Origin of the sequence: Algoriphagus terrigena DSM 22685, assembly GCF_000429445.1 — a bacterium.
In the GTDB taxonomy this organism is placed as follows: Bacteria; Bacteroidota; Bacteroidia; order Cytophagales; family Cyclobacteriaceae; genus Algoriphagus; species Algoriphagus terrigena.
In genome coordinates, this window is sequence record NZ_AUBW01000035.1 from 16,272 (window position 1) to 33,636 (window position 17,365).

Consider the following 17,365-nt stretch of genomic DNA (forward strand, 5'->3'; position numbering starts at 1 on the left):
CGTCACCTTAACAGTACAGCCGGTATTACCCGTCCGGACTAATAAACGCATCGAATACAGCGCAGCCTCAGGAGGGGACGCGGACGGGGAAAACCGTCCGGCACTATGACTTCTACAGTTTTTCATGTAGAGCAATTCCCTCCAACTGTGGAGAATGTCCACAGGTGATCGAAGGCAGGGTATCGTCGTGAGATTGGCCGTTATTCTTTCAGCGGGTTAATTTGAAATTATTAAGAAGTCAATAATTTAGAAACCAAGCTGCTTCGCGTATTTTCAATTGCCGTTGATCCCATACCGACGCTTTAGAAGGATGTAGGGTGTAGAAATAGCGGTTTAGGGCATAAAATAAGCAATAATCCGTGTGTCTCCCGCGGGTGGCTGAGGTCACTTCTGTCATCAGCAGTACTAAAAGCGATCAGTGGGGATGAGACGAAATCCGGGATACAGAGCGGGAGTAGAAGAAGATTAAGCTGTATGGATTTTTACAATTTTGACTAAATAATAAAATGAAACTGGTATTAGGTTATCAAGTCGATGTACTGGCAAAGAAGGTAGTGGAGAAGGAGCTGACGAAGATTGGGGTGAGCTATAAGTACCACAATTCGTCACAGATCGAATTGCTTGAAGAACTGCCATGCCCGGTCTTCCAGAAACTGAAGAGAAACCTGGAGGAGTACGGCATCCATATAAAAGAAACACAACAAGAGCAGTTAATCCAAAAGATAAAAGACACCGTCTCTGAGATCGTGCATGATGACCACTACTACTCCTTCAAAATTTCGAGTATACTGTCAGATAAATTAAATCTGAGTTATGGATATATTGCAAGTACATTCTCCGAGCATACCCTCAACACGCTGGAGAATTACATCATGCTTCAAAAGATAGAAAGGGCCAAAGTCATGATACTAAGCGATGAATATTCCCTCACGGAGATTGCATATAAGCTAAATTATAGCAGTGTGGGGCACTTGTCAAACCAGTTTAAGAAGATTACTGGTCTGACATCCACGTCTTTTTTGAGAATCATGAGAAGAAGAAACCTTCTTTACAATAAAATCAACAACGGTTAAGCTCTTGACAAAGGACCCGTCATGAAAAAGATCAATATCCTGTTAGCAGATGATGACGACGACGACCGTTTGTTCTTTAGCGAAGCGATAGAGCAGCTCGGACTCTCAGTCTCTCTTAAGTGGGTCGTGAACGGTGCGGAATTGCTCGATTATTTAAAAACGCCCAACATTCAATTGCCTGAGCTGATATTTCTCGACCTGAACATGCCCATCAAAGGGGGTATCGAAAGCCTGATCGAGATACGGTCGACCGACTATCTGAAGCACCTCTCCGTCGCGATCTACTCTACTTCGAGCGCCGAACAGGACATCGAAGAGAGCCTGATTCACGGTGCGAATATCTATATCCGGAAGCCTTCTGATTTTGACGAGTTGAAGGCGATCCTGAACAAGGTGATCACGACCAACCATCAATATCACAGCTCGGATCTCAGCAAAGAAAACTTTATGATGGTGATTTGAGGGGGCTGTCGGATTTACGATTTACGATTTACGCGGTTTTTTGGGGTAGTTGAGGAATTTGGTCCTGGCTACGTCTTTATCGGATTTACGATTTACGATTTACGATTTACGAGGTCTTTGGGGCAGTTGAGGATTTGGTTCTGGCTACGTCCTTATCGGATTTACGATTTACGAATTACGATTTACGAGGTCTTTGGGGCAGCTGAGGATTTGGTTCTGGCTACGTTTTTATCGGATTTTCGATTTACGAATTACGATTTACGAGGTCTTTGGGGTAGTTGAGGAAGTTGGTCCTGGCTACGTCCTCGGGTTGTCACGTTGTCTGCTGAGGCTGTTGTTGGATGATGGATGCTGGATGCTGGATGACCGAGGACCGAGGACCGATGTGTGTACGGCGGGTTGTCGCGTTATCGGCTTGCGGAAAAAGCTCCGTAGGAGCGGAATATTTGTAGCCGGGGGTGTGGTTCGACATGCTCACCAACCGTTGCAGCGGAACCCACGGTAAAAAAGGAAAAATACCATTGCAATCGGCGCAGAAGTACAGCTTGAAAAAGGCGGTCGATGCCGAAGTACGGAGGGGGTGGTTGAATGGTAAATTGTTCGGCTTCGGGAGAAGCAGGACAACAGGAAGAATTCTGGTCAAATCCCCCTACCCCCCTTTGAAAAGCATTCCTCTTCCTTCTGGATATTACAATTCAAGGGGGAGTTGCCGCGGAATGAATTGGAAATTGGTTTGCAAAGCCGAGCATCGATAGGTATCGGTGGAGAGGCAGGGCAACGGAAAGTGCCCTAGGTACGGCCGATAGCATAGCCGGGGGTTTTAACCCCAGGGACAATGGATCAGATTTTTCGACCTCGGCGCAGGGATATCGTGAGGAATGGGAAGTCAATGCCGGGGGCGGAGACGATGGTTGATTGATAAATAGTCCGGCTTCGGGAGAAGCAGGACAACAGGAGGATTGCTTCGGGATCGTTGACTTGGAGAATAATTAAATAATTCGTTTGATCGCCTTAAATGACGGATGGAAAGGCAGTCCAGCTGCCGTCAAACCTGCTTTTCAGGTAGGATGACGTGAAATTCGGCGCCTTCGTTTACATGGCCGACAGCGAAGATCTCTCCATGATGCCTCTCTACTATCTTCTTGCTCAGCGCCAGCCCTATCCCTGTTCCGGAGTATTGCGTCGGCTGATTGAGCCGTTGGAAGATGATGAAGATCTGGTGGACATATTGCTGGTCAAACCCTATTCCGTTGTCTTTGAAGGAGAGCTGATAGTAGGTCAAATCCGGGTTGAGCGAGCCATATTTTTGGATCTGTTCGGAAGAAAGCACGCTGCAGGTGATCGTCAGCACGGGCGATACATCTTCCCGGGAGAACTTAAGCGCGTTGCCCACCAGGTTATAAAACAACTGATTGATCTGTAGCGGAATCGCTTCGATCACCGGAAGAAGGTCACTTTTGATCTTTGCTTTCTTCTCTTCTATCAGTATTTCATAGTCATTGAGGATGTTCTTCAAGGTAACGTTCAGATCGGTTTGCTGAAACAGATCTTGTGAGTCAGACATCCGAGCAAAGTTCAGCAGGTCGCGGATCAGGATAGACATGCGGGATGATGCGCCTTCGATCTTTTCCAGATAGACCTGAATATCCTCCTGTAACTCTTCATTGCCGGTGCTTTTCAAGCGCTTGGAAAAGGTCATTATCTTCCGCAGCGGCTCCTGGAGGTCGTGACTGGCGGTGTATGCGAACTGGTTCAGTTGATGGTTTGTCTTCTCCAGCTCACTTGTCCGCTCCCGCACTTTCTCTTCCAGTCTCTCGGCAAAGTTTTTCTGTTCATGGATATCGGTAAACGTACCTATCCACGCCAAGATCATCCCACGGATGTCTTTCTGCGGGACGGCATTGATCATGTGCCACTGGTAGGTACCATCCTGCTTGCGTACCCGCAGCTGCATCAGGACTTTCTCACCTGTGCGGACGCCGTTCATCCATTTCTTCAGGGCCATCTCCCTATCGTCGGGAGAGATCGCCTCCAGCCAGCCATCTCCTCTTAACTCATCCAGATTTTTCCCTGTATAGTCGACCATCACCTTGTTGGCGTAGTTCACCTTGCCCTTCAGATCCGCGGTAAACACCAGGTGGGGGATCTGATCAGAAAGCTGCCGGAACCTGGACTCACTCTCCTGCAGACGTTTGTTCATGACCGAGTGAGTCACGTCTTCAAGCGCTAGGAGTATCAAATCCTCTGCGTTTTGTTCATTTTGGATCTGCTGTGCATTCAGGATAAACGTGTTGGGACTGCCGTCGATCTGGAGGACAATCTCCAGGTTTTCCTTCTTCTTCTTGCCCGGCAATATATCCTCCAGCCAGTCCCGCAGCGGGCCGATCTCCCAGCGCTGATCCTGTATACTGAGGAAGTATCTGCCCTGTACGCCGTCTGCAGAGACTCCGAATTTCGTAGAGAAGGATTCGTTAATCGATTTGACGATTAGATTTTTATCCAGCACTACCAGGGGTTCGCGGATGGTGCTGACGATCGCGTCGGAGTAGTAGCGGGCCGCATAGAGTTGCTCCTGTTTCTCGATCAATTCCTGGTTGGAGACCGTCAGTTCCTCATTCACAGACTGGAGTTCTTCCTTGGAGGTCTCCAGCTCCTCGTTGAGACTTTGGAGCTCTTCGTTGCTGCTTTGGAGTTCCTCGTTGATACTCTGCAGCTCTTCGTTGGCGGAGTCATGCTCTTCGGCAATCGCCCGCATGTCCATCCGGAGCTGAGAGAGTTCTTTTTCAAGTTCCTCACTTCTCAACACCGCACCGTCCCCGGCTGAAGCGCCTCCCTTGGGAGAGATACTTGGGTTCTCTTCCACAGTTTCGGTAAAGAATACCAGATAGTATGGGTCTACCGTATTGGGCAGCGGCACGACTTTGATGGAGATCAGTGACTGCTTGCCGTCTCCTTTGAGAGATATTTCCTCCTGCAGGGACTTCCCGGTTGATTTTGATTTGTGGATGGTGTTGCGCAGCTCGAAGGAGAGTCCCTCCCGCGCCATCTTGAAGATATTGAAAGTCGGCTTGCCGGGCGAAGGTCTCAGGAAGGGCGTGACGTCGCCGTGGATATGGACGATGTCCATCTGGTCATTGACGATCACGCTTGCCGGTGCCGCGGAGAGCATGATGGACTCGGCGATCTTGCGGAAATCTGCCTGGACAGGATCTGCCTTCGGACCCTGATCGGGTTTGTTCTGCTCCAAGAGGTTGTCTTCCCTCCTCTTGGTGGCCACATGCATGAATCTCCCGGGAAATGGCTTTCTGGAGAATAGCTTGTCCCATGGATTGAGGGTTGTAAACAGCTCTGCAGCGGCACCGATGGTTTCGGATTTGCCCAGCATGAGGACGCCGTTTTGATTCAGCGCGTAGTGAAACATGGTGAGCGCCTTCTTCTGCAGAAAGCTGTCCAAGTAGATGAACACATTCCGGCAACTGATGAAATCCATCTTGGCAAAAGGAGGGTCTTTGAGGAAGTTATGTACGGCAAAGACGCACATATCCCGGATTGCCTTACCGACCATAAAATTGCCATGACTCTTGGTAAAGTACTTTTCCAACCGCTCTTGGGATACGTCCGCTACTTCCTCTTTGGAGTAGATGCCCAGCCGGGCCTTTCGGATGGCGACTTCGGAGATGTCAGACGCGAAGATCTGGATCTTCATGGCCGAAGGATTCTTGCCGAAAAACTCATGGAGACACATCGCCACGGAGTAGGCTTCTTCCCCGGTAGAGCAGCCCGCTATCCATATCCGAATGGGATCATCGGGTGTCTTATTGGCAAACAAGTCGGGAAATACGGTTTGGCAGAGGGTCTCAAATATCTTGGGATCACGAAAAAAGGCAGTGACCGGGATGAGCATGTCCTGAAACAGGGCGGTCAACTCCGCTTTGTCTTCCCGCAGCAGCCGGAGATAATCCTCGAGCTTCACCTTCTTATGTATTGCCATCCGTCGGGCGATGCGCCGTCGGACGGTGTTTTGCTTGTAAAACGTAAAATCCACGTTGCTGTGCTGATGCAGCAGCGCGAGCATCTGTTTGAAGAAAACAGCGTCGTCTTTCTCCGGCTTCTCCCCGCTTTCCTTGGCCTGAAGGCCCGTGCGGGAGTTGCGGTTGATCTGGATCAGATGCCCGGGAATCTTCTCGGGTGGCAGGACAAAGTCGACGACCTTAGAATTCACGGCGCTGAGTGGCATATCGCCAAACGCCGCTGACTCCTGATCCTGGGCGACGGTGATGCCACCATATTCCCGTATCATCTTCAATCCTACGGTGCCATCCGATCCCGAACCCGAGAGGACCACTCCTATGGCGAAGCTGTCGCGGATCACCGCCAGAGACATGAAGAACACGTCGATGATCAGGTTGGTCTTGACGCTGTCCCGGGAGGAGAGCTTGAGTATTCCGTCGGTGGTAGTGATGATCTTATTGGAGGGGATGACGTAGACCGTGTCAACTTCTATCTTTGCATCGTCGGTGATTTCAAGAACTGGGATTTTTGATATCTTCTGAAGGATCTCTGTAAGGGCACTTTCATGGTTGGGTGAAAGATGCTGGACCAGGACGTATGCCATTCCCGATTTTTCAGGGATGGCGTCTATGAATCGCTTAAAAGCATCCAGTCCTCCGGCCGATGCGCCGACGCCGACGACAGGAAACTGTTGTGACTGAGGTAATGTCTGTATCTGTTTTCCTGTTTTCATCCTTCGGAAAAGTGTGGGACAATAGCGTTGTGATAATATCGAGAGATGGGTCGCTCCAAAACTTTGTATCGTTGATGAGTAGACGGGATTGTCCGTCCGGGATATTTATGCCCGTTTATGGCGGGAGGAAATTAAGGAAATAATTTTTGACGGATCTTTTTAAGCTGTCGCTTTCTCAGCATAGAGCTGTCTGCCGAGGGGATTTTTCATGCCGTTCTTTAAAAAAGACCACAAAGACCAGACCGTTGGTGAATTGGGAGAGTGCAAAGTTTAAAATTGGAAGATTGAAACACTTCGACAGGCTCAGTGCAAGAATAGGCTGTTGTTGGATGATGGATGCTGGATGCTGGATGACCGATGCTGGATGACCGATGCTGACTGTCTACTGAGCAGTTGTCGGGTTGTCCGCTGAGGCTGTTGTCAGGTTGTCGGATTTACGATTTACGAATTACGATTTACGAGGTCTTTGGGGCAGTTGAGAAATTTGGTTCTGGATACGGCCTCGGGTTGTCACGTTGTCGGCTGCGCGGTTGTCACGTTTGTGAATTGGAAAGTTGAAAAATTGGAAAATCAAGGTGAGAGGTTGAAAGGCAGGGTCTACCGATCCTGTAATTTTCTTTTTTCCTGCCCGTTGTCCGGAGGCAGCTATTAAAAAATGAGTATTTTTTGGACTAAAATCTTTAGATGGAACCTGAACAAACCCAGTCCCCCGAGGTGAGTTCCAAGCCCGGCCCCTTACGAAAGTGGAGCGCTGACCGGCTGTTGGGAATCTCAGCAATATCCGTATCCTTCATGACCTTCTTGGTGTTGATCTATCAGACACAGATCATCCGAGAGCAGCAATTGCTTTCTGCCTTGCCCTATCTCCAAACAGGCAACATCGGGTTTTCCGCTCCCGACTACACCTTCTTTCTAAAAAATGAGGGAGTAGGACCTGCTTTTATCGAAGATATTGTCATTAAATACAAGGGTAAGGTCTGGGAAGGAAAAGATCTGGCAGAGTTTTTAATGGTCGCTGATCCTGTAGTCGGTCAGTTGCCCAATATCTACTACTCCAATCTAAAACCGGGCATGCTGATCCCGGCAGGAGGAAGTTTGTCTGTGATTGACGTGCGACAAGATCATCAAACCTCTCTCAAGTTCGCTGATATCCTTTCCAATTATGAAGAACAAGGCTTTGGATTTGAGCTGATCTATTCCTCCGTTTATGGTGAAAGGTGGAAGATTACCCACGAATCCATTGCTCCTGAGAAATTGTAGCATTGTCGCGTTGTCCGCTGAAGCTGTTTTCGGATTGGGAGTTTGATGGTTCGACTAGGCTTACCAACCATGTTTCGACTCCGCTCGACACTAGAGTTTGAAATAAAGAGTTTCAGCGGAATGTTTTCGGGACTTAGAATCGAATTATAAATCAGTAGAAAATCCATCGGAACCTGAGGCGAATTAATGACCCAGAATGGGTCAAACTTTTCAATAACCCCGGGTGGGAACCCGGGGAAAAGAACGTATTCGGTACCCGGTGCTGGCCCAGAAGGTGGATTTGGAAAAGAAGGTTTGTGCCAGCGCAATGGAAATGGCATTTTGATTGACAACGCAAATATTCCGGCCCCGTTGGCAGGATTTGAGGCTTCGGATTTTTTTTGAGTTATCACTTTTTGAAAGCCAAAAAAAACCCAAAAGCTTCGGGCCCCAGTCTTTACTTCCAATCGGTGGTGTTTTCTGCTAGAAGAGTATTGGTGGACGATTGGATTTTTGGCGCTGCTCCAAACCCTAAACCCGCATTATGCATTAGCAATTCTATTACGGCCAGTAATTGCTTCAAAATCAGTCACTACGTTGCTATTTTCGACTTCATCATAGCGGTGCTATGACTCAGTCTCCAAACAGCCTGATTTTATTGCAATTACTGCCCTCACTACGAAACCTAATGCAAAATACGGGTTAAACAGGTGGATCTCCTTCGTACCCTCAGGAGCTAACCTGTTTTTTTAACGGTTTTCCGCAGAACCAAAAACCGTAAATCCTGCAGGGCCCTTCCGTAGCCGAATACGTCGGGTATCTACCTAGATGTCGCTTACGACTGAAAAATCTTAGCCTGCGGAAAAGCTCCGGAAGAGCGGAATATTTGTAGCCTGGGGATTTAACCCCAGGAAAATGTTGGTACCCGTGATTCACCTCGGCGCAGGTAAATAGTGAGCGGCTGGAAGTCAATGCCGAGGTGCGGAGATGGTGGTTGGTTGGTAAATAGTCGGCTTCTGGAGAAGCAGGGCAACGGAAAAGGAAAAAAACATAAATGCGGACACTTACGTCGGCGGAGTCTCATCATAAATTTCTTTTGCTGCTTTCCATGGCAATGAACTCCGGCAGATAGTTGGGGGTACAGCCTTTAGATACCATATCACCTTTATAAAGGCCCGTTTTCTCCCCTATTTCAATACAACGTGTTCGGTACTTTTTATCATAAACTCCAATCCAGCCTACTGTAAAATTCATGGCCCATTGAACTTCAGGCTCTTCTGCGGCAATCCGGCTCTCAATTACTGAAAGTAAGTCGGGGGTATTATCCGGGGGTGTCTGCCCTGTCCATCTCAGTCTTGCCTGATAGTACCAGTAGGTGCGTCGTTGGAGTGGAAACGGACTGTCTTGCCAGGATTGAATCATCGCAATGGTCTTTTTGTCCTTCGCAAGCTGATTGGCAAATAGCCAATCCATTAGCTGATTTCGCTCGTCAAACGGATGAGTCTGCATTTCCCTATCCAGCTTATTCACCAGGTCCTGGGAAAGAAGCTTGTTGTCCATAATCAAGATGGCCAATTGCCTCGGCAAAAACCTCCCGGTAGACCATAGTTCCAAGGCCAGCTCATGGTCCTTTTTTACTTCCTTAGCAAAATTCCGTAAGTCTCCCAGCTTAGTTTTAGGATTGATTTGAGCCAGGATTTTTTCAGCTTGTGAGGAGAGTTTCATACGCGATTTCATGGCAATCTTCGGGTGAGCAATTCGACCTTTATTCGTTTTTAAAAGAGTGATCTTTTTCTTTGAAATCAAAATCCCAACAGAATATGTCCTGAATAGGAAAATCCGGATTATTGAAATCGGGTACCTGTGTGAGTTTCGAGGCCTAAGAGCCTTGTCGCGTAGTACTTGGTTTTAAGGGTTATGCCTCGACTGGGCTCGGCAACCGGTGTTAAGTGTTAAAAAACCCGGGCAAGACCTCCTGCCCGGGTTTCGATTTTCAAGGTTTACTGGATTACTTCACTGCCTGCAGGAGCTTTTCCTCCAGTCGGGTTTCATCGACGGTGAGCTGGCAGATGCTTATCAGGATGGTGCCCGCTGTCACTGCGTGGCCTGCATAGGCCAAGAGCATTTCGGGTACTTCTCCCGGTGCGGTCAGCATTGCCGTGCCGATAGCCGCAATCAGCAGTCCTGCCTTCTTCAGCAACTGGAAGAAAGGAGGGGTTGGGGCCAAGGCCCGGTTTTTCATTTCGCTTAGTATGTTCATAGTGAATTAGTTAATTGTTAAGATGATAATGGTTAAGTGTTTATTGGGAGTGATCAGTGTTCAGTCGCAGTGATCAGAGTCAGTGATCAGTTGCTCCACCGATTGAGGGAATTAGGCACAGGGCTGGATCTTTCGGCTTTTGGGCAACTTGCCCGGCATTTGTAAAAGCGTCTTGATCAGTGCCTGTTCGCTTTGGAGGCGCACCATAACTTCCTTCATTTTTCCCATTTCTTTATTCATCTGCCTGATATCCTGAATGAGGAGCTTGAGGAAATAGGCGATGACAGAAAGGAGGAGTCCGAAGACCCCTCCCACAATTGCCTGGACCATCAATCCATCCATGCGGTTTCGCAGAAGGCCAGGTTGAGAGCCTTGTCCGGACAGCTCCTTATCTCCAGACGAAGGGTTTCTCCAGCGCTGTTGGCTATACCCAGCGCATTCAGCAGTCTTCCAAAGGCCATGGTGGGCTTGGTTCCCCTCCCTTCGGAGAGGATTGACTGCACCGGGATGATGGTTTGCGGCATATCTACCTCGAGGCCCTTCTGGGCGCAGACCACTCCGACAAACTCCCCTTTTGGGGACTTTTGGAGTGTCAGCAGAGGCAGCTGATCCTCCTTGCCCAGCAGGTATGACCCTTCGGGAAGGCAGGATTTCTTGGGGCATCCGGGAATTTTTGGAGCCTCCAGGGTGTGGCAGACCCAGCGGTCATTGACCGAGATCCTGCCATGGGTACTGGTGGGCCAATACTCCCTTTCCAACAAAATCCTCATGACCGGATCAGGAGACGACCAGGATTTTGGCCGGGTTCTGGGTCAGGTCGTAGAGGTCGTATTTGGACCCGTTTTCCAGGATCTGGAGGTACTCGATCGCCAGGGCAAAGAAGTGCTGGGTACCCGTAACGGCAACCTTGGGAAGCACGAGGTTCAGGGCCTGGTTTTCCGTCATCCCGATCAGGACTTCCCCGGAGGTAGCCGATTGGGAGGCATAGGTTTTGGCGGCGAAGTCGATGTCCGCCCGGATCAGGGTAATCCTGAAGTGGGTGGTGTTCTCCACCGGCCGGATGTGAACAGACGGCACAAAGTCAGTGATGGTGACTGCAACCTGGTCTGCCGTGTCGGCGATTGTGACCTGCTGAAAGAGGGTATTTTCGATCGTGGATTGTGCGCAGAACTGGAAATCCCGGAAGAGTTGCATGTTGCCGAGCTCGAACTTGCGCTCTCCGCGGTTGCTCACGATATCCGAGTAGATCACCTTCATCGCCAGGGAATAGAGCCTGTTGTGAAGGGTTCCGTCGCTGGATTTGAGGGCAATCACCCGGAAGGCGTCTTTGAGGAATTTGGATGCGCTTGCGGCGCGGTTGAATTCCTGGAGGTTTTCGCGGGTTCGCCGGAATCTGGGATCGTTTAGGATTTTTTTCTTGGAAACTCCACCCTTCTGGCGGGCTTTGAATCCGGTTCGTCCTTTATAGAAGGTGACATCGCCGATGGTCCCTTCGAGTTTTAGAAAGCTTGATTGTTTTGCCATGTTCAGTTTGTGTTTTGGTGAAACATGACCAAATCTGAAGTGGGGAAAGTGAAAATCAAACCGAACGTGGATTCTATGGATTCTGTGGATTCTGTGGATTTTGTGGATTTTGTGGAATCTATGGAAAATGTGGATTCTATGGAATCTGTGGACTTGACATGAATCCCGGGGTGATCCAAAACCTAGCCTATATGTAGCTTTGATGCTACTTTGATGGTGCTTTGATGGTGCTTTGGTGGTGCGGGGCTGTTAGATGATGGATGCTAGATGTTGGATGCTGGATGCTGGATGACCGATGCTGGATGACCGATGCTGACTGTCTACTGAGCAGTTGTCAAGTTGTCTGCAGAGGCTGTTGTCAGGTTGTCGCAGGGAAGTTGGAAGCAGGAAGTTGGAGGTTGTCTGCGGAGCTGTTGTCATGGTGTCGGGTTTACGATTTACGAATTACGTTTTACGAGGTCTTTTGGGGCAGTTGAGGAATTTGGTCCTGGCTACGTCCCCGGCTTGTCGGGTTGTCCGCTGATGCTGTTGTTGGATGATGGATGCTAGATGCTGGATGATGGATGCTGACTGTCTACTGAGCAGTTGTCAAGTTGTCCGCTGCGCTGTTGGAGAGCACTGGCAAATAATGAAGATCGGACTCTGAAGGAGTCCAACCGTGAATAGCCCAGGGTGCAACCCTGGGTATGAAGTAGTAAAATGATTTCAACCTCGGCGCAGGAATATTGTGTGTAAATGGGTGTCGATGCCGAGGTACGGAGGAGGTGGTCCGAACGGTGAGATCTCACTTGTCGTCGAGGCGAAAAAGTGTAGGGGTCTGAATGGTGAGATCTCTCCTATCGTCGAGATGACTTGCTTCGTCGAGATGACTGGAAGCATCAATGGTGGTTGGTTGGTGTGAATTGGAAATTGGCCTGCTAAGTCCAGCATTTCTAGGGATCGGTGGAGAAGCAGGACAACGGAAATGCGCTGTTTTCGTCACGATCAAAAATCGAGGTTGTACCTTAAAAACAGGTGTATGTACCCTGAAATGGAGCGTATGTGGCTTTTTTTTGACCTTTACCAGTAGGTGATTTAGAATCGAAATAAAAAGCCATGAAGTTTTTATTTCGAACGCCCCTGTTTGATTTTGATCCAGACAGCGAATCTGAAATCCGAGAAAACTGGGTAAAAATCCTTGAAGCTATCTCAATTTCCTCCCCAAGTCTTGCACATGAAATCCGAAACAAGGGATATGAAGATTTAGCCAAACCAGTTAGGCTAAAAGTAAAAAAGTACATTTTAAGAGGCCGATACAGGTCCACTCCTTTTGGCAAATTTGCCGGCGTTGGTTTGGGCACGGATATCCAACAAAAATCCTCCGTTGATCTAAGTCAAGTAGAAGAGCTCGGATCGGATTGCGCTATTGAAAACCCGGAATCCGACTACCTCGAATGGCAGCTGAGTGTAAGTAGTTTTAGCCAATTTAACCGCAAGGTATTTTTGAGTTACCTAGTCAAGGAAGAACGTTGGGCTCTACTCAGTATTCCATATAACAGGGTAATCAGTTTATTGGAGAACCATTGGAAAACACATTCGAGGATACGATTTGCCGAGTTTCAATCGTGGTTTAAGGGCGGGAGCGAAAACCCTATTGAAGAGATATGGAGACAATTGATCAAGATCGGAATTTTATATCACAGCGAGGACTGGCTAAAAACCCAAATAGCTCCTTCGGTCTATACGGATGTTGTTGTCAAAGATCAGCTGGGAATTAACGAAGAGATCAAGAACCTGGCCGATGATTTTTTCCTGACCGCAGGCAATCTTTTTGGCGAACTGTCCTCGGACTACGTTGAGGGACTCAAAAAATGGTTTCATGTTAAATTCGATGACCGATTTATTCCATTGTCCTTACTCCTGAATTATCAGGAGTTCACGAGTTCAGATTTTCTGGAGCTAACTCCAACTGGGGTAAGTCAAAACGAATACTTAGAAATTCCAGATTCCCTTTGGGGGTGTGAGGAGGTGGATTTGAAAAAGATTGTAAAGGAAGCTCCTCTACCCTCTCAGATCTACCATGTAGACCTGATAATTAAGGTCCTAGACGACGACAGGATTGTGATAGATAATGCACTATGTAACCGGCCCTTTGTTTTCATAGGCAGGTTTAACAGAGATGAAGGGATCTATGCATTTGAAAAGGAAATCAAGTCAGTAGTCTTTCCAAACGATGACCTAATCTATGCTGAGGTTCGTATTTTTGAAACACATGTAGTTCAGGGAATCTGTGCTACCCGGCCGGTTTTTGAGAATTATATCAGTCCCTTCAATCAAGGGGCCCCTGATTGTATCCCTTTCGATGAGATTGAGATGGGATTACGTGACGGTGAGCTCCTACTTGTTCACAATAAGTCAGGGAAAAGAATTATTCCAATAATTACCCATCCCTTGAACGGCAAAGAGATAAGCCATCCTTTGATCCGGCTTCTTTGGGAGCTTGATCATCAAAAGTCATTCAACTTGGTTCATTACCAAGCACCACTTTTTTCATCAAAAACCTATACGCCAAGACTTTGCTGGGGTAAAATCATCCTGCAATCCAGGAGATGGGTAATCAATTCCCATCAATTTGAATTGCAAGAAGAGTTAAAAAAATGGCTGGCCGAGCAGGCCTTACCTTTCAATATTTTGGTGGGTATTTATGACCGGGAATTGCTTGTCAATTGGGAAAGTGAGGATGGGTTTGAGATTTTATGGCTTGAATTAAGGAAGTATTCCAGGTGTGTGCTCAGCGAAGTTATTTGGAAAGATAAAAGTCCCTATACCTCTGCTAATGGAAATTCAATCTACCCACAACTCGTACTAAGTCATCGAAAAGAAATAGCAGAAAAGCCGTGGGCCGGATTTTTGAATTCGATTGACCATGAAAATCCAGATTGGCTTTATTTGGTTTTTTGGGTTTCTGAGGAGGATTTTGAGGACTCCATGCTTTTACTTTTCTCATTTTGTCTGATTGATTTTCTCAAAAGGAAACAGGTTCATTGGTATTTTTTGGTTTATCCGGAAAGGGAGCAGCTACAGGTAAGACTGAGGTTTTGTCCCAATTCCACCGAAGACAGAGAAGAGATACTTTATCGCCTAGTCAATAACCTTCAGCGGCTGCGATTTGAGCTACGTCCTTACTACCCAGAAGTAAAGAAATACGGGAATATTACTTATCTGATTTCTGAGGAGTTGTTTTGGATGGAATCTTCTTTGGTCAGTGCAATTATCCGAAAAACGGTTCGACTAAGTGGATCGAGTACGATTTCTATCGAGTGTCTGAGTCAGTTTTGGTCAGATTTGATCTTTTCATCCGGAATGGAATCCTATGGATTTCAGATGGTTAGAATTCGGGTTAAAAGAATTTCGCATGAAACGAAGCGGCGATTTTCTGCAGAATCGAATGAAAAAACCAGGTCCAGGAGACTGCCATTGGCTTGGAAAAAGAACTATAAGGAAAAGCTAATGACCCATCTGAATCATTGGGAGGAAGAGCGTATGAAGTGGCAGATCATCAGTAATCATCTCCATATGCAGGTGAACCGATTTTATTCTTTGGACAGAAAATTCATGGAGGGCTTGCTTTATTTTTTGTTGTATAAGGAGATGGGGAGGAGGATTTTTGGGAAGGGAGGTTGAATTGTTAGATGACAGATGTTTGATGACGGATGATTAGTGCATGAAGAGGGGGGCAAGAAGGCCGTGAGTGGAGACACTCACAGCGGCGGAAGAGATTTGGCCTGCCCTACAACCTGGCCCAAACCTAAAATAGCCCACCGGGCTGTTTCCTAACGGTTTGTCCTCCCTGCCCCCTTTGTCAAGAACTTTAGCTCTTTTCGTTAATTTGAGATAAAGGGGGAGTTATGGAGGAATGATTTTGTAATTGTATTCCAATCAGGAGAAGCAGGGCAACTGCGCGGCGGACTATTCATTTATTCCGGCCTGGTTGGCAGGATTTGAGGCTTCGGATTTTTTTTGAGTTGTCACTTTTTGAAAGCCAAAAAGTAACCCAAAAGCTTCGGGCCCCAGTCTTTACTTCCAATCGGTGATGGTTTCTGCCAGACAGGTATCGGTGGACGATTGGATTTTTGGCGCTGCTCCAAACCTAAAAACAGGTGGATCTCCTTCGCTCACTCAGGAGCTAACCTGTTTTTTCACGGTTTTCCGCATCACCAAAAACCGTAAATCCTGCAGGGCCCTACTTTCGACGATTACTTCTGGTACTTTTTTGTATTGGCTATATGTCTGATACGGCTTAGGGACCACAACAAAGGCCTGATTGCAATTTCATTCCAGCGGAGAATTCCATCTTCGTTTCGCTGGCAGTTAGGTTCCGTTTCTAAACTAGCTTTCTGCGCCAGCGAGCGGTACATGAGATTCGTTTATCCTGGGGTTGAAACCCCAGGCTACCAATATGTCGCCCCGATGGGGCTTTTTAGAAGAGGGATTCAACTATTGGAAAGCGAATCCTTTAGAAGGCCGTGAGTGGAGCTGTTATGTTTGAAACTAGAAAGGCAAAGCTAGAATAGTTAGATTAAAAGGTCTCTAATCAATTCAATCATAACTACTTAGCTTATGCCTTCTACTAAAGTTAACCCAAATTCGTTTTCGGGCCAAACCCTTTACGTCGGCCTTGATGTCCATAAGAAGAACTGGGCAGTTTCCATTTTCAGTGATCATCATGAGTTAAAGACGATGAGTACAGATCCAAATCCTGATACATTGGCAAAATTCCTCCTCAGGAACTATCCTGGCGCAGACTTTCGGGCTGTTTATGAAGCTGGATTCAGTGGATTCGGTACATGCAGAGAACTCAAATCACTTGGCATAGCCTGTCAGGTTGTCCATCCTGCTGATGTTCCTACCACTCATAAAGAGAAGATTCAGAAAACCGATTCCATCGATAGTCGAAAACTGGCTCGGATGCTTAGAAACAACGAGATATCTTCCATCCATATTCCGGATGAGGAGCTGGAAATCGACCGCTCTTTAATTCGACAGAGGTTCAATCTATCTAAGGATCTGACCAGACAAAAGATTCGGGTTCGCTCCATGTTGTTACAATATGGGATAGAGATTCCCGAACGCTTCAGCAAATCACAGTATCGGTCCTGGTCTAAGCCTTATATGGAATGGTTAAGAGACATACCCCAAGTCTCAGCCCAACTTCAGCAGGTGATCAACAATTATCTGGAAACAGGCCTGGTTCTCAAAAAACAGCTGTTAGATGCCACACGGCAGATACAGGCTCTTTCCAAAACAGACCGATACAAGAGAAACTGCGAACTGCTACTATCTACTCCAGGGATAAGCACCCTGGTTGCGATGAATTTACTGGTTCAGCTGGGTGATATCCATCGCTTCAAAAGTTTTCCAGAGCTGTGCAATTATGTGGGAATTGCACCTACTATGCATAGCAGCGGAGAAAAATCAGTGACCGGAAAACTGAGTAACAGAGGAAGAAAAAGCATCAAAATCATGCTGGTAGAAGCCTCCTGGGTTGCTGTCAGGAAGGATCCAGCCTTAACGCTTTGCTTTAATGAACTGGCCAAAAGAATGAATAAAAACAAAGCCATCATCAAAATCGCAAAAAAGCTATTGAACAGAATCCGGTATATACTCATCAATCAAACTCCTTATGAATTGGGAGTAATCGAATAAGATCTTCAAAAGCCTTAAAAACAAGGAAGGGGAGCAAACGGTATGTGTGTCTGCGGCAATCCAATAGGAATCGACCGTTCAGTGAAGACTACGTCCCCTCCTCTTTAAATTGAACAACAGATTGCAGTCCGACTGCTGATAGGAGATTGTTTAGAGAGGCTAAAGAAGAAGAAAAAATAACAAGTGACTGACGACCATCACTTCTCCAAAAGTGCAAAGATAGTTTCCACCGAACACCTGTAAAGGCTAAATAAACGGTGCTGCGCACCGGCCTTGACAGGTGTTCTCCGGAAACTGAAAGGCACTTAAGAGAAAAGTGACGGAAAAGTATTGTGAAATTTTAGCTAAACCCTTGTTTTTCAACATAGGAGACACTCA

14 protein-coding genes are annotated in these 17,365 nt (G+C 47.2%); 7 read left to right on the forward strand and 7 right to left on the reverse strand.

Features of this window, described 5'->3' with window-relative positions; genetic code table 11:
- The first annotated feature begins 506 nt into the window (after positions 1-506).
- On the forward strand, positions 507-1,073 hold the full coding sequence (locus G459_RS0122695; RefSeq protein ID WP_026969663.1) for a helix-turn-helix domain-containing protein: 567 nt from the start codon (positions 507-509) through the stop codon (positions 1,071-1,073).
- A 21-nt stretch (positions 1,074-1,094) separates the two neighbouring features.
- Positions 1,095-1,535: a response regulator gene (locus G459_RS0122700; protein ID WP_026969664.1), complete on the forward strand. Its 441-nt coding sequence runs from the start codon at positions 1,095-1,097 to the stop codon at positions 1,533-1,535.
- A 1,045-nt stretch (positions 1,536-2,580) separates the two neighbouring features.
- Here G459_RS0122700 and G459_RS0122715 read toward each other — a convergent pair.
- A complete protein-coding gene (locus tag G459_RS0122715) occupies positions 2,581-6,279 on the reverse strand; it encodes a CheR family methyltransferase (protein WP_035456733.1) in 3,699 nt (1,232 codons plus the stop codon).
- A gap of 684 nt (positions 6,280-6,963) precedes the next feature.
- Here G459_RS0122715 and G459_RS0122720 point away from each other — a divergent pair.
- The gene (locus G459_RS0122720) at positions 6,964-7,539 is read left to right on the forward strand and encodes a hypothetical protein (protein ID WP_026969667.1); all 576 of its coding nucleotides are present in this window, start codon (positions 6,964-6,966) and stop codon (positions 7,537-7,539) included.
- Between the two features lie 1,062 nt (positions 7,540-8,601).
- Here G459_RS0122720 and G459_RS0122730 read toward each other — a convergent pair.
- From G459_RS0122730 to G459_RS0122750, 5 genes are all read right to left on the reverse strand, one after another.
- Positions 8,602-9,324, reverse strand: a complete 723-nt coding sequence (locus tag G459_RS0122730) for a DNA alkylation repair protein (protein ID WP_245588235.1) — start codon at positions 9,322-9,324, stop codon at positions 8,602-8,604.
- A 202-nt stretch (positions 9,325-9,526) separates the two neighbouring features.
- Complete coding sequence (locus G459_RS28330) at positions 9,527-9,778, reverse strand: hypothetical protein (RefSeq protein ID WP_051315378.1); 252 nt, start codon at positions 9,776-9,778, stop codon at positions 9,527-9,529.
- A gap of 111 nt (positions 9,779-9,889) precedes the next feature.
- Positions 9,890-10,120 carry a hypothetical protein gene (locus G459_RS28335; protein ID WP_051315379.1) on the reverse strand — a complete coding sequence of 77 codons (231 nt, stop codon included), beginning with the start codon at positions 10,118-10,120 and terminating at the stop codon, positions 9,890-9,892.
- Positions 10,108-10,548, reverse strand: coding sequence for a DUF5675 family protein (locus tag G459_RS0122745; protein WP_157373421.1), 441 nt, complete (start codon positions 10,546-10,548; stop codon positions 10,108-10,110). The genes G459_RS28335 and G459_RS0122745 overlap by 13 nt, the downstream gene beginning before the upstream one ends.
- A gap of 7 nt (positions 10,549-10,555) precedes the next feature.
- A complete protein-coding gene (locus G459_RS0122750; RefSeq protein WP_026969671.1) occupies positions 10,556-11,302 on the reverse strand; it encodes a hypothetical protein in 747 nt (248 codons plus the stop codon).
- 24 nt (positions 11,303-11,326) lie between these two features.
- Between G459_RS0122750 and G459_RS30000 the strand changes: the two genes are divergently transcribed.
- Positions 11,327-11,464 carry a hypothetical protein gene (locus tag G459_RS30000; RefSeq protein WP_157373422.1) on the forward strand — a complete coding sequence of 46 codons (138 nt, stop codon included), beginning with the start codon at positions 11,327-11,329 and terminating at the stop codon, positions 11,462-11,464.
- A gap of 87 nt (positions 11,465-11,551) precedes the next feature.
- Here the strand turns inward: G459_RS30000 and G459_RS30005 are convergent, their stop codons facing one another.
- Positions 11,552-11,722 (reverse strand): hypothetical protein, encoded by a 171-nt coding sequence (locus tag G459_RS30005; RefSeq protein ID WP_157373423.1) that lies wholly within the window; start codon positions 11,720-11,722, stop codon positions 11,552-11,554.
- Between the two features lie 325 nt (positions 11,723-12,047).
- Here G459_RS30005 and G459_RS30010 point away from each other — a divergent pair, with 325 nt between their 5' ends.
- The 3 genes from G459_RS30010 (at position 12,048) to G459_RS0122770 (ending at position 16,987) form a co-directional block, all read left to right on the forward strand.
- On the forward strand, positions 12,048-12,203 hold the full coding sequence (locus tag G459_RS30010) for a hypothetical protein (RefSeq protein WP_157373424.1): 156 nt from the start codon (positions 12,048-12,050) through the stop codon (positions 12,201-12,203).
- Between the two features lie 194 nt (positions 12,204-12,397).
- On the forward strand, positions 12,398-14,965 hold the full coding sequence (locus tag G459_RS0122760) for a thiopeptide-type bacteriocin biosynthesis protein (RefSeq protein WP_026969672.1): 2,568 nt from the start codon (positions 12,398-12,400) through the stop codon (positions 14,963-14,965).
- Positions 14,966-15,901: 936 nt separating this feature from the next.
- Positions 15,902-16,987, forward strand: a complete 1,086-nt coding sequence (locus G459_RS0122770) for an IS110 family RNA-guided transposase (protein ID WP_026969099.1) — start codon at positions 15,902-15,904, stop codon at positions 16,985-16,987.
- The last annotated feature ends 378 nt before the right edge of the window (positions 16,988-17,365 follow it).

Excerpts from the sequence above, each read along its gene's own strand:
- G459_RS0122695 (WP_026969663.1), top strand. The coding sequence starts at position 507 with ATGAAACTGGTATTAGGTTATCAAGTCGATGTACTGGCAAAGAAGGTA.
- G459_RS0122700 (WP_026969664.1), top strand. The coding sequence starts at position 1,095 with ATGAAAAAGATCAATATCCTGTTAGCAGATGATGACGACGACGACCGT.
- G459_RS0122715 (WP_035456733.1), bottom strand. The coding sequence starts at position 6,279 with ATGAAAACAGGAAAACAGATACAGACATTACCTCAGTCACAACAGTTT.
- G459_RS0122720 (WP_026969667.1), top strand. The coding sequence starts at position 6,964 with ATGGAACCTGAACAAACCCAGTCCCCCGAGGTGAGTTCCAAGCCCGGC.
- G459_RS28330 (WP_051315378.1), bottom strand. The coding sequence starts at position 9,778 with ATGAACATACTAAGCGAAATGAAAAACCGGGCCTTGGCCCCAACCCCT.
- G459_RS28335 (WP_051315379.1), bottom strand. The coding sequence starts at position 10,120 with ATGGATGGATTGATGGTCCAGGCAATTGTGGGAGGGGTCTTCGGACTC.
- G459_RS0122745 (WP_157373421.1), bottom strand. The coding sequence starts at position 10,548 with ATGAGGATTTTGTTGGAAAGGGAGTATTGGCCCACCAGTACCCATGGC.
- G459_RS0122750 (WP_026969671.1), bottom strand. The coding sequence starts at position 11,302 with ATGGCAAAACAATCAAGCTTTCTAAAACTCGAAGGGACCATCGGCGAT.
- G459_RS30000 (WP_157373422.1), top strand. The coding sequence starts at position 11,327 with ATGACCAAATCTGAAGTGGGGAAAGTGAAAATCAAACCGAACGTGGAT.
- G459_RS30005 (WP_157373423.1), bottom strand. The coding sequence starts at position 11,722 with ATGACAACAGCTCCGCAGACAACCTCCAACTTCCTGCTTCCAACTTCC.
- G459_RS30010 (WP_157373424.1), top strand. The coding sequence starts at position 12,048 with ATGCCGAGGTACGGAGGAGGTGGTCCGAACGGTGAGATCTCACTTGTC.
- G459_RS0122760 (WP_026969672.1), top strand. The coding sequence starts at position 12,398 with ATGAAGTTTTTATTTCGAACGCCCCTGTTTGATTTTGATCCAGACAGC.
- G459_RS0122770 (WP_026969099.1), top strand. The coding sequence starts at position 15,902 with ATGCCTTCTACTAAAGTTAACCCAAATTCGTTTTCGGGCCAAACCCTT.